Here is a 10,756-nt window from a genome sequence, read left to right as displayed (position 1 = left end):
CTCCTTCAATTTTCGTCCTTGGTTTCCGCCAGAAAATCGCCGAGCCGGTCCAGCCGGCGCTCCCAGACGAGACGCCGCTCGTTGATCCAGTGCTCGGCCGCTCTCAAGGCCTTCGGCTCGATCTGGCAGGTGCGCACGCGCCCCAGTTTTTCCGAGCGCACCAGACCGCTCGCCTCCAGCACGTTGAGATGCTGGACGACGGCCGACAGCGACATCGCCAGCGGCTCGGCCAGCTGGCTGACCGAGGCGGGGCCGCGCGACAGCCGGTCGACCATCTGCCGCCGCGCCGGATCGGCAAGCGCCTGGAACATCAGGTCGAGCTGGGCGGGATCGTGCAGCATCGCGGTCAGCCGTTATTGTAGGGGAAGAACTTGAAGTAGGGCTGCGCCTCCTCGATCACCCTGCTGAAGGCGGGGCGCTGCAGCAGGCGGTCGTGGTAGCGTTTCACGGCCGGATACTTGTCGCCGAACGGCTCGACCTTGTTGGCGTAGAAGAGCGCTGGAGATGCCGCGCAATCGGCCAGGCTGAAGGCATCGCCCACCGCCCAGGTTCTCGACTGCATCTCCTGTTCGATGATGGCGTAGGAATTGCGCAGCTGGCCGCGCGCCTGTTCGACGCCGAATGGATCGGTCTTGTCGAGCGGCCGCAACCGGTCGCCGACGATCTTCTGCATCGGCTCCTGCACATAAAAATCATAGAAGCGGTCGGCCTGGCGAACCGTAAGCGCCAGGTCGATGTCAGCGGGAACAAGTTCGACCGGCCCCGGATAGTGCGCGGCCAGATATTCGACGACGATGGTCGATTCCAGCACCGTGCGGTCGCGCGTGTCGTCGCGCAGCGCCGGCATCTTGCCGGTCGGCGATATCTTCAGGAAGGCCGCCCGCGAGTGCTCGTCGCCGAGATCGACGATGACCGGGTTGAAGGCCGTGGCGTTCTCGTAGAGCGCGATCAGCGGCTTCCAGCAGAAGGAGGCCAGAGGATGGAAATGCAGTGTCAGGGACATTCTTTGCTCTTCTGTTTCGTGGTTCGTCGAAGGCCGCTGCAGTGCAGCCTGCCAAAATCAGACACTGAAGCATTTACTTAACTATTGCGGCAGACCTTGCTCGTCAAGACCTGCCTTTGCGGTCTCAGTTGGGTTGCGTGTGGGCGACGATTCCGTCGACAATCACATCCCAATCGTCGGGGTGCAGTTCATGGCCGCCACCCGCGACGCGAAGGAGTTTTGCGCCGGCGACTGTTTTGGCCAGTGCCTCGCCGTGTTCAACCGGAAAGATCGGATCTGATGTGCCATGGATGACCAGCAACAGCGCCGTCATCTCGTGCAGGCGGCCCTTCCATTCATCACCGCCCTTGAGCGAAAAATGATTGGTTGCGCTCAGGAAACCGCCCGACCGGTCGTAATCCTGTTCGATGAAGGCTCTCATCCCGGCCTCGTCGAACGGATGCGCGGTGCTGGCGATCGCCTTGGTATCCCTGACCATGAAATCGATCACCTGGCGGCGGTCCGCCCAGTCGACATCAGCGCCCGCGGCCGAATGCTTGATATAGGCATCGGTCGTCTGCGGCAGATGCGAGGTGTCCATCCCCATCGGCGAGCTGCTGATCACGGTCAGCGACGCGACGCGGGAAGGGTGTTTGAGCGCCACGAGTTGCGCGATCATGCCGCCCATCGACATGCCGGCGACATGCGCCTTGCCGATGCCATGGCTGTCGAGCACACCAATCGCATCATCCGCCATGTCGTCGAATGTGTAAGGCGGCTTGCCTGGCGGATATTTGGTCGAACGGCCGGTATCGCGATTGTCGTAGCGGATCACGTAAAGGCCGGCATCCGCCAGCTCCCGGCAAAATGCCTCCGGCCACCACAGCATCGAGGCCATCGCGCCCATGATCAGCAGCAGCGGGGGATTTTCTGCGTCGCCGAAGGCTTCGGATGTGATCTCGGGACGGTCGATCGACGTCATTGTATGGCCTCCTCATCTGATTGCATTTTGCAATCAGTTGCACCATAATAAAACTGATACGATAATGCAACCGGTTTTGTGTGGAGAGAATCGAATGAGCCTCGATCGCCGGTCCGGCTGTCCGATCAACCTGTCGTTGGAAGTGTTCGGCGACCGCTGGAGCCTGATCATCCTGCGCGACATGATTTTCGGCGGCAGGCGCCATTTCCGCGAGCTGCTCAACGGATCGATGGAAGGCATTGCCTCCAACATCCTCGCCGACCGGCTGAAACGGCTGATGGAATTGGGCATGCTGACAAAGGCCGACGATCCCAGTCACAAGCAGAAGGCGATTTACAGCCTGACCGAGATGGCTATCACGCTGGTGCCGATCCTGGCCCATCTCGGTGCCTGGGGCCGGGTCTGGCTGCCGACCAGCGAGGAACTCTCGATCCGCGCCGAACTCCTGGAAAAGGGCGGACCGCCACTATGGGAGAAATTCATGGACGAATTGCGCCATGAGCATCTGGGTATGCCGCTCGATACAGCGTCCGGCCCATCTGTCCGCGCGACCCTGCAGGCCGCCTATGAAGCCGTGGTCGCCAGCAAGGCACTCAGCGCCAGCCCGGCTGCGTAACCAACTATTTTCCCCGTTGAGAGGCCGGCTCTGCTAGAACAAGCGGAACCCACAATTCACGGGATTGGATAAGGTCTTGGTTGAGAACTCTCGGGATGCTGCCCGCGCGCGCGCAGATCTGCGCTTCAAGAAGCAGGAAGAAGCGGCGACCGTCCGCCAGAAGGCAATGGCGGAATATGCCGCCGAGAGCGACGCCCGCAAGGTCAAGACCGACAAGTTGCGGGCGCTCCGCCTCGCCAAGGAAGCCGAAGACCTCGCCAACGCGCCGGCAGTCCCCGCCAAGAAGCCTGCACGCGCCAAGAAGAAGTAAAACGCACCACTCTGGGGCGACCCGGCTAAACCGGCCGGCGCTGCTCGCCTGTCGCCGTTCGACGGCACCATCCAGACAGCCGCCCTTCATCCCACCGCTTCACAAGAAGCAATTTCAACCGAAACCGGGATTGCTTCGGCCGGCCGGCCGTCGATGATTGCCTCTTTCAACAGGAGATTGCCATGACCGCACTGCCGCTCGAAAAAGCCAGGCAAATCATCGATGCCGCCTTCGCCAAAGGCGCCGATCTCAAGCTCAAGCCACTGGGCGTCTCGGTGCTTGACGCCGGCGGCCATCTGGTCGCCTTCCAGCGCCAGGACGGCGCCTCGTTCCTGCGCCCGCAAATGTCGGCGGGCAAGGCCTATGGCGCGCTGGCCATCGGCATGGGCTCGCGCAAGGTCGAGGCCTTCGCCAAGGAGCGTCCGCATCTGGTCGCCGGCATTTCCGACGTGTCGGGCGGACGCGTGCTGCCGGTCGTCGGCGGCGTGCTGATCCGCGACAAGGCCGGCGCCATCATTGGCGCCGTCGGCATATCAGGCGACACCTCGGACAATGATGAGGCCGCGGCCATCGCCGGCATCGAGGCCGCCGACTTCAGCGCCGATCCGGGCTGAGGCGTCAGTCTAGAGCGGGATGACTTTAGGTTGGGCATACCCGGCCTCGATGAAGTAATTCCTGCATTCGATTGAATTGACGGTGCCGAGGATTTGTCCGATGGCATTGCAGACTGCATCGATGGTTCGCCTGGCCGCCTTGCGCAGCCAATGCTTGAGCTTTGCAAAGAGCTTCTCGATGGGGTTCAGGTCGGGCGAGTATTTCGGCAGGAGAAACAGCTTGGCGCCGGGCGAGCGGATGGCGCGGCGCACGGCCTTGCTCTTGTGCGAGCCGAGATTGTCCATGACGACGATGTCGCCGGGCTTGAGGGTTGGGACGAGAACCTTGTCGACATAGAGCTGGAACCGCTCGCCGTTGATTGGTCCGTCGATGAGCCATGGCGCATCGACACGGTCGTGGCGTAGCGCCGCCAAGAAGGTCATGGTCTTCCAATGGCCGTGCGGTACCTTGGCTTTGATCCTCTCGCCGCGCGGTGCCCATCCCCTGAGCGGCGCCATGTTTGTCTTGGTCCAGGTCTCGTCGATGAACACCAGGCGGGAAGGATCGATGCGGTCCTGATACTTTGCCCACTGTGCCCGCCTGTGCGCCACATCGGGGCGATCCTGCTCAGCCGCGATCAGCGTCTTTTTTTGTGACTGAGCTTCTCGGCGTGGACGAACTCCCATACCGAGCGGTAATCGACCTTCAGGCCGCGCTCGGCCAGTTCGGCCACCAGTCCGCGTAGCGTGAAATCAGCGGCCCGGCAGCGCACCAGAAGCCAGTCCCGATGCTCACCGGCAATCTTCTTCGGCCTGTGCCCACCCATCTTGCCGGGCGCAAGGCTGCTCGTTTCGCGCAAGCGGCTTACCCATCTGATGACGGTACTGATACCAACCCCAAAGCGCACTGCCGCCTGCCGCCGCGACAGCCCCTCCCGCTCAACCGACGCAACAACCCGTTCGCGAAGATCCATCGAATAAGGCTTGCCCATCCATGCTGGCCTCCTTGCCCAGCCAGCATGTTGAATCAGATTTGCCTGCCCAAGGGAATCCGCCGTCGATTCAGGCTCAATTCATCCCGCTCTAGTTTAGGTTGATATCCCGGCTCGCCGACCGCATCGACACCGCGAACCCGGCCAGCACATCGAACAGCGCGATGATCATCAGCGTGAAGAAGATGGAATGCGCCGCGCCCTTGACCAGCAGGAATTCGACCAGGAAAGCGACGAAGACCAGCGTCGACAGGAGATGGTCCATGATCGAGGCGCTGGTCGTGCGCGCCGACTTCACCATTTCGAGAAACAGGAAGATCAGCCCGATCAATATCATCAGGTCGCCGAGCGTCATCGAGAACACCCCGCCCGACATCATGCGGAACGAGAAGATCTCGCTCGCCCACGGATCGTCACCGCCGCCGAAAATTCCGAGCAGGCCGAGATTGTAGAGAATGAAAGGCACGATCAAAAGCGGGACGGCACCGAACATCTGGCGTCTCCATATGGGGGCACCTTCTGTAGAATGCGCCACAGCCACGCCGTCAAGATTTTTCGTGCAAAGCCGCAAACACGGTCGAAGACCGGATGCAACAACCATGTCAGCCGGTTGCCCGGCCGACATGGGATAAACGAGAGATAGAGGGCTCAGCGCTTGAAGTAACCGGCGCGCACGGCACGCCGGTGAGATGGCAGCCCGAGCTTCGGCTCCGGTCATCAACTTCCGCCAAACGCAAAAAGACCGGCCAGAGGCCGGTCTTTTTGTAACTCAAACCTTGGGAAAAGCTGGTCTCAGCTTTCCTTGGGGGTCAGCACCTGGCGACCGCGATACATGCCGGTCTTCAGGTCGATGTGGTGCGGACGGCGCATTTCGCCGGAATTCTTGTCCTCAACATAGGTCGGGGCCTTGAGGGCGTCGGCCGAGCGGCGCATGCCGCGCTTGGACGGAGAGGTTTTGCGTTTCGGAACGGCCATGGATATGCTCCACTACATGGTCAAAAGCCCCGCCCGCCCTCGTGAAAGGGCCATGTCGGGGCCTAAATCTGAGAAAGTCGGGTGCCTATACACGCCCTGTGCCGTTTTGGCCAGCGCTACCACGAACTTTTTTGAGTTGGCTACTCGAGGCAGCCGACATAGGCGCCGGAACGGCCGGCACGCCGCTCGATCAGATTGGCGAGCCGTCTCAGCCCTGGGCCGGGTTTTGCCGGATTGCGGGCGATCGGATTGGGCAAGGTAACGGCAAGAAGTGCCGCCTGCCGGCGCGACAGCTGTTTTGCCGAAATGCCGAAATGATGCTGTGCCGCGGCCTCGATGCCATAGATGCCCGGCCCCCATTCGGCGATGTTGAGATAAATCTCCATGATGCGCCGTTTCGACAGCACAGCGTCGAAATAGACCGCCAGCGGCAGTTCGACCACCTTGCGCACCGAGCCCAGCGGCCGTGACCACAGGAACAGGTTCTTCACCGTCTGCATGGTGATGGTCGAGGCGCCGCGCGTTGCCTCGCCGGCCAGCGCGTCATCGACGACCCCCCTGAGTTCGCCGAGATCGACGCCGCGGTGGAAGCAGAACTGCCCGTCCTCCGACATGATGACCGAATGGGCCAGCACCGGCGCGACATCGTCGATCGACACCCAGCGCCGGTCATAGCCGGAGAAGGTCGCCAGGTCCTTCAGCATCAGCGTCGACACCGGGTGCACGAAGGACGGCAGGTAAAGGAAGGTCAGCACTGTCGGGATCAGCGCCAGCACGGCGGCCACGACAAGGCTGCGCCGGACCCAGCGCCTGAGACTGCGGCGGTTCACGCCGCGCGATCTCGTCGCCATGTCCAGCTTTTCGGTTTCATGATCGACGATCGGTTCCGCCAAGCCGCCCAACCCGTGCCAGAGAGCTCGTTTTGAAACTCGCTCCTGTGAGTCATATGACGGTGTTTCGAGAACCGGAGCGGAGCGTACATTTGAGTACGTGAGCACCGGAAGCGCAGAAAACGCCTTCAGATGACCGCAGGAGCAGAGTTTCCAAACGGGCTCTTACCGCTCCGGCATAATGGCGCTTGCCTTCTTGCGCAACGTCTGAGTGTCGGCTACCGCTCCCGGCCATGACGAATGACGACGAAATGGCGTTCGAAATGGCGCTTATCCGACGGGCGGCGGCCGTCGAGGTGCAGTTGCGGCGGTTGCTCGACGATCGCCCGCTTTCGGGCGAGATCGCGCGGCCCGAGCGGCTGATGGCGGCGATGCGCCATGGCGTGCTGAACGGCGGCAAGCGCCTGCGCCCCTTCCTGGTCATGGAAAGCGCTGCCCTTTTTTCCGCCGATGGCGAAGCCGCGTTGGGTGTCGCGGCGGCGCTCGAATGCGTGCATTGCTATTCGCTGATCCATGATGATTTGCCGGCGATGGACGACGATGATCTGCGCCGCGGCCAGCCGACCGTGCACAAGGCGTTCGACGAGGCAACCGCCATCCTGGCCGGCGACGCCTTGCTGACGCTCGCCTTCGACATCATCGCCAGCGAAGCAACCGTGCTGCCGGCCGAGCGGCGGGCCGCTCTGGTGCTGGCGCTTGCCAGGGCCGCGGGCGCCGGCGGCATGGTCGGTGGCCAGAAACTCGACCTCGAAGCCGAGCAGACACCGCCCGACGAGGCCGGCATCATAACGCTGCAGGCGATGAAGACCGGCGCGCTTATCCGCTTCGCCTGTGAAGCCGGCGCCATCACCGCCGGCGCTCCGGCAGAAGACCGGGAGCGACTGGCCGAATTCGGCTCGGCGATCGGCCTTGCTTTCCAGCTTGCCGACGATCTGCTCGACCTGACTGCGGACGCCAGCCAGATGGGCAAGGCGACCGGCAAGGACGCCGCCGCCGGCAAGGGAACGTTGGTGGCACTGCATGGCGCAAATTGGGCGCGCAGCCAGTTGCACGGTCTTGTCGGCCAGGCGCACGCACTGCTCGATCCCTATGGCGACAAGGCGGCGCTGCTGAAGGAGGCTGCGACCTTCGTCGCGACACGCAACAGCTGATAACGGGCCGGTGCGGGGTGAGAGCCAAATGGAAGGTCAGGTTCGATGTCATCCACCTTGTTCGATCTCAGCGGGCGCCGGGCGCTCATAACCGGCTCGTCGCAGGGCATCGGGCTCGGCCTGGCCGCAGGCTTGGCGCAAGCCGGCGCCAGGGTGGTCCTCAATGGCCGTGACGCGGCAAAGCTTGCCGCAGCGGCGACACAGATCCCCGGGGCGGAAACGCTTGCCTTCGACGCGACCGACCATGACGCGGTCCGCTCCGCGATCGACAATTTCGAGCTGTCCGGCGGGCCGATCGACATATTGGTCAACAATGCCGGCATGCAGTTCCGCACGCCGCTCGAGGATTTTCCCGCCGACGCATTCGAGCGCCTGCTGCAGACCAATGTCGCCAGCGTCTTCCATGTCGGCCAGGCGGTTGCGCGCCACATGATCAAGCGGGGCCGCGGCAAGATCATCAACATCGCTTCCGTCCAGACCGCACTCGCCCGCCCCGGCATCGCCCCCTACACGGCGACGAAAGGCGCGGTCGGCAACCTGACCAAGGGCATGGCGACCGACTGGGCCAAATACGGCCTGCAATGCAACGCCATCGCACCGGGCTATTTCGACACGCCGCTCAACGCAGCCCTTGTTGCCGATCCGGCTTTCACCGCCTGGCTCGAAAAGCGCACGCCGGCCGGCCGCTGGGGCAAGGTGGAGGAATTGGTCGGAGCCTGCGTGTTCCTGGCTTCCGATGCCTCGTCCTTTGTCAACGGCCATATCCTCTATGTCGACGGCGGCATCACCGCATCGATCTGATCTTCCGCGCCACCGCACGGACGAGCAATCGCGCGCCCCCGCGCGAACGAAATCTTAATGTAAATGAAGCGTAATCCCGGTCGTTAAAATAATGCGTATGTGTTGGGGTTGCGCATGCCGGAATATTCTTCCTTCATCCGGTTTGTCCGGATTCGCTATCTTTCAGGATTGCTGATTTTCGCGCTGGCTTCCACGGCCGTCATGGTTGCGCTCAACCGCGTCAATTCCTTCCGCCATGAGATCGATGCGCTGAGCAGCAACCTCGTCGTCTTCACCCGCGACCTGCGCAACGCGACCAGCTTTGCCGAGACAACCGGATCCGCCTGGCGCAACGAAACGCGCGACGCGCTGACCGCTTCGGCGCGCGGCCATTCCGAACGCCTGACCGGCGAGATCGACACTCTGACCGCCCAGTTCGCGGCGATCCGCTCTCGCCTGTCGGCCAAGACCATCAACGAACTGGAAACCGCCTCGGTCAACGGCGACCTGTTCTGGTCGGCGCACGACATGGTGCGCAATTTCAACCTGATGTCGGTGGCGCAGAAGGCCGATGAATGGAGCTATCGGGAAATCCGCAACCAGAACGACCTGTTCGTCCAGCCAATGCTCGTCCGCGTCCGCACCGCCATGGACGAAGAGCGCCATCTGGCCGACGCTTCCAGCGACCGGTTGCTGCTGTGGGCGAGCGGCCTGTTGTTCGCTGTCCTTGCCATCGTCGCCTTCTGGGTCTTCCGGCCGATGGAACAGGCGATCCGCCGCGCCTTTGCCCAATCGGCCGAATCCCTGTTCAAGGCCGAGGCCGCAGACCGCGCCAAGTCGGAATTCCTGGCCAATATGAGCCACGAGATCCGCACGCCGATGAACGGCGTGCTCGGCATGGCTGAACTCTTGGCCAAGACCGAATTGACGCCACGCCAGAAGACCTTCACCGACGTCATCGTCAAATCGGGCAATGCGCTGCTCACTATCATCAACGACATCCTCGATTTCTCCAAGATCAATGCCGGACAGCTCACCCTGGACCCTGCCCCTTTCCGTCTCACCGAAGCGGTCGAAGATGTGGCGACGCTGGTCTCGGCGCGTGTCGCCGAGAAGAACCTCGAACTGATCGTGCGTGTCGATCCGCGCCTGCCGGCCCATGTCGTCGGCGACGCCGGCCGCTTCCGGCAGATCGTCACCAATCTGGTCGGCAATGCGGTGAAGTTCACCGAGAAAGGCCATGTGCTGATCGACGTCGGCGGCGAAACCGTCAATGACGTCGTCCAGCTCAAGCTGCGGGTCGAGGACACCGGCATCGGCATTCCGGCCGAGAAACTGCAGAACGTGTTCGAGAAATTCGCGCAGGTCGATGGCTCCTCGACCCGCCGCCACGAAGGCACCGGCCTTGGGCTCGCCATCGCCGCCCGCCTCGTCGATTTGATGGCCGGCAAGATCGGCGTCGAGAGCGAGATCGGGCGCGGCTCCGTCTTCTGGTTCGGAGTGCCGCTGCCCGTGCACCATGCCGAGACGCGCGATGCGATCGTGCCGGTCGACGTCACCGGTGCGCGCGTGCTGGTCATCGACGACAATCCGGTCAACCGCGAGATCCTGCTCGAGCAGCTCAGGAGCTGGAGCTTCGACTGCGCTGCCGCCGAAAGCGGCGCCATGGGGCTGGCCTTCCTCGATCGCGCCTGCCAGTTGGGCGCCAGCGTCGACTGCATCATCCTCGACTACCAGATGCCCGGCATGAACGGCGCCGATGTCGCCCGGGCCATCGCCGCCGACAGCCGGCTGTCCGCCATCCCGATCGTCATCCTGACCTCAGTCGACCAGGTCGATTTCGGCAAGATGATCATCGACTTCGGCATTGCGGCCCACCTGACCAAGCCGGCGCGCTCGGCGGTCCTGCTCGGCACGGTCATCTCGGTCATCCAGAAGGCTCGCTCGCAGGTCGGCAAGGCACAGTTCATTCGCGAACCGGTCCAGCCGAAGCCGCAGGCGGCTCCGCCGGCCTTCACCGTCATCCGTGGTCCCGCCATACCGGTCGCGACGGCGCCGGAATCGACCACCACGCCGAACGGCCCGATCGACATCCTCATCGCCGAGGACAATGACGTGAACCAGCTGGTGTTCGGCCAAATCCTCAACGGGCTGGGCCTCAGCTACCGCATCGCCGGCAATGGCCGCACGGCGGTCGAGATGTACCGGTCGCTGCATCCGAAACTGATCCTGATGGACGTCTCGATGCCCGAGATGAACGGCTACGAGGCAACCCGCGCCATCCGGGCGATCGAGGCCTCGTCGGGCGGTCACATCCCGATCATCGGCGTCACCGCGCATGCGCTGAAGGGCGATCGCGACAAGTGCATCGAGGCCGGCATGGACGACTATCTGCCGAAGCCGGTTTCGCCCGATCGCCTCGGCGCCAAGATCGGCACATGGCTCAGCGAAACGGTGGTGGCCAAGACGGCGTGAGGTGCGTCCG

Annotated in this window: 13 protein-coding genes; 6 read left to right on the top strand and 7 right to left on the bottom strand. The window is 63.0% G+C overall.

Annotated features, from left to right (window positions below; genetic code table 11):
• Positions 1-5 precede the first annotated feature (5 nt).
• From DBIPINDM_RS20560 to DBIPINDM_RS20550, 3 genes are all read right to left on the bottom strand, one after another.
• Positions 6-341 (bottom strand): ArsR/SmtB family transcription factor, encoded by a 336-nt coding sequence (locus DBIPINDM_RS20560; RefSeq protein ID WP_258588931.1) that lies wholly within the window; start codon positions 339-341, stop codon positions 6-8.
• 5 nt (positions 342-346) lie between these two features.
• Positions 347-1,003 carry a glutathione S-transferase family protein gene (locus DBIPINDM_RS20555; protein WP_258588930.1) on the bottom strand — a complete coding sequence of 219 codons (657 nt, stop codon included), beginning with the start codon at positions 1,001-1,003 and terminating at the stop codon, positions 347-349.
• A gap of 124 nt (positions 1,004-1,127) precedes the next feature.
• Positions 1,128-1,964, bottom strand: coding sequence for an alpha/beta fold hydrolase (locus DBIPINDM_RS20550; RefSeq protein ID WP_258588929.1), 837 nt, complete (start codon positions 1,962-1,964; stop codon positions 1,128-1,130).
• A gap of 94 nt (positions 1,965-2,058) precedes the next feature.
• Between DBIPINDM_RS20550 and DBIPINDM_RS20545 the strand changes: the two genes are divergently transcribed.
• The 3 genes from DBIPINDM_RS20545 (at position 2,059) to DBIPINDM_RS20535 (ending at position 3,504) form a co-directional block, all read left to right on the top strand.
• Positions 2,059-2,580: a winged helix-turn-helix transcriptional regulator gene (locus DBIPINDM_RS20545; protein WP_258588928.1), complete on the top strand. Its 522-nt coding sequence runs from the start codon at positions 2,059-2,061 to the stop codon at positions 2,578-2,580.
• Between the two features lie 76 nt (positions 2,581-2,656).
• Positions 2,657-2,890 carry a hypothetical protein gene (locus tag DBIPINDM_RS20540; RefSeq protein ID WP_095201240.1) on the top strand — a complete coding sequence of 78 codons (234 nt, stop codon included), beginning with the start codon at positions 2,657-2,659 and terminating at the stop codon, positions 2,888-2,890.
• 182 nt (positions 2,891-3,072) lie between these two features.
• The gene (locus tag DBIPINDM_RS20535) at positions 3,073-3,504 is read left to right on the top strand and encodes a GlcG/HbpS family heme-binding protein (RefSeq protein ID WP_258588927.1); all 432 of its coding nucleotides are present in this window, start codon (positions 3,073-3,075) and stop codon (positions 3,502-3,504) included.
• Positions 3,505-3,513: 9 nt separating this feature from the next.
• On the opposite strand, the gene DBIPINDM_RS20530 is transcribed toward DBIPINDM_RS20535, so the two are convergent.
• The 4 genes from DBIPINDM_RS20530 to DBIPINDM_RS20515 form a co-directional block, all read right to left on the bottom strand.
• Positions 3,514-4,475, bottom strand: a protein-coding gene (locus tag DBIPINDM_RS20530) for an IS630 family transposase (RefSeq protein WP_416361771.1) whose coding sequence is annotated in 2 segments (ribosomal slippage) — positions 3,514-4,134 and positions 4,137-4,475 — 960 coding nt in all. Because the reading frame shifts where the segments join, the coding sequence is not laid out codon by codon here.
• Between the two features lie 91 nt (positions 4,476-4,566).
• On the bottom strand, positions 4,567-4,968 hold the full coding sequence (locus DBIPINDM_RS20525; RefSeq protein ID WP_095787997.1) for a hypothetical protein: 402 nt from the start codon (positions 4,966-4,968) through the stop codon (positions 4,567-4,569).
• 299 nt (positions 4,969-5,267) lie between these two features.
• Positions 5,268-5,450: a 50S ribosomal protein L32 gene (rpmF, locus tag DBIPINDM_RS20520; protein WP_008834724.1), complete on the bottom strand. Its 183-nt coding sequence runs from the start codon at positions 5,448-5,450 to the stop codon at positions 5,268-5,270.
• A 140-nt stretch (positions 5,451-5,590) separates the two neighbouring features.
• Complete coding sequence (locus DBIPINDM_RS20515) at positions 5,591-6,352, bottom strand: biosynthetic peptidoglycan transglycosylase (protein ID WP_416361770.1); 762 nt, start codon at positions 6,350-6,352, stop codon at positions 5,591-5,593.
• A 221-nt stretch (positions 6,353-6,573) separates the two neighbouring features.
• Here DBIPINDM_RS20515 and DBIPINDM_RS20510 point away from each other — a divergent pair, with 221 nt between their 5' ends.
• The 3 genes from DBIPINDM_RS20510 to DBIPINDM_RS20500 all read left to right on the top strand — a co-directional run bounded on the left by DBIPINDM_RS20510 (position 6,574) and on the right by DBIPINDM_RS20500 (position 10,746).
• On the top strand, positions 6,574-7,491 hold the full coding sequence (locus DBIPINDM_RS20510; RefSeq protein WP_258588924.1) for a polyprenyl synthetase family protein: 918 nt from the start codon (positions 6,574-6,576) through the stop codon (positions 7,489-7,491).
• Positions 7,492-7,536: 45 nt separating this feature from the next.
• Positions 7,537-8,292, top strand: a complete 756-nt coding sequence (locus DBIPINDM_RS20505; RefSeq protein WP_258588923.1) for an SDR family oxidoreductase — start codon at positions 7,537-7,539, stop codon at positions 8,290-8,292.
• Between the two features lie 114 nt (positions 8,293-8,406).
• A complete protein-coding gene (locus tag DBIPINDM_RS20500) occupies positions 8,407-10,746 on the top strand; it encodes a response regulator (RefSeq protein WP_258588922.1) in 2,340 nt (779 codons plus the stop codon).
• Positions 10,747-10,756 lie beyond the last annotated feature (10 nt).

Origin of the sequence: Mesorhizobium sp. AR02, from assembly GCF_024746835.1 — a bacterium.
Lineage (GTDB): Bacteria > Pseudomonadota > Alphaproteobacteria > Rhizobiales > Rhizobiaceae > Mesorhizobium.
This window is presented reverse-complemented; position numbering and strand designations above follow the sequence as displayed.

Excerpts from the sequence above, each read along its gene's own strand:
- DBIPINDM_RS20545 (WP_258588928.1), top strand. The coding sequence starts at position 2,059 with ATGAGCCTCGATCGCCGGTCCGGCTGTCCGATCAACCTGTCGTTGGAA.
- DBIPINDM_RS20505 (WP_258588923.1), top strand. The coding sequence starts at position 7,537 with ATGTCATCCACCTTGTTCGATCTCAGCGGGCGCCGGGCGCTCATAACC.
- DBIPINDM_RS20525 (WP_095787997.1), bottom strand. The coding sequence starts at position 4,968 with ATGTTCGGTGCCGTCCCGCTTTTGATCGTGCCTTTCATTCTCTACAAT.
- rpmF (WP_008834724.1), bottom strand. The coding sequence starts at position 5,450 with ATGGCCGTTCCGAAACGCAAAACCTCTCCGTCCAAGCGCGGCATGCGC.
- DBIPINDM_RS20560 (WP_258588931.1), bottom strand. The coding sequence starts at position 341 with ATGCTGCACGATCCCGCCCAGCTCGACCTGATGTTCCAGGCGCTTGCC.
- DBIPINDM_RS20510 (WP_258588924.1), top strand. The coding sequence starts at position 6,574 with ATGACGAATGACGACGAAATGGCGTTCGAAATGGCGCTTATCCGACGG.
- DBIPINDM_RS20500 (WP_258588922.1), top strand. The coding sequence starts at position 8,407 with ATGCCGGAATATTCTTCCTTCATCCGGTTTGTCCGGATTCGCTATCTT.
- DBIPINDM_RS20550 (WP_258588929.1), bottom strand. The coding sequence starts at position 1,964 with ATGACGTCGATCGACCGTCCCGAGATCACATCCGAAGCCTTCGGCGAC.
- DBIPINDM_RS20535 (WP_258588927.1), top strand. The coding sequence starts at position 3,073 with ATGACCGCACTGCCGCTCGAAAAAGCCAGGCAAATCATCGATGCCGCC.
- DBIPINDM_RS20555 (WP_258588930.1), bottom strand. The coding sequence starts at position 1,003 with ATGTCCCTGACACTGCATTTCCATCCTCTGGCCTCCTTCTGCTGGAAG.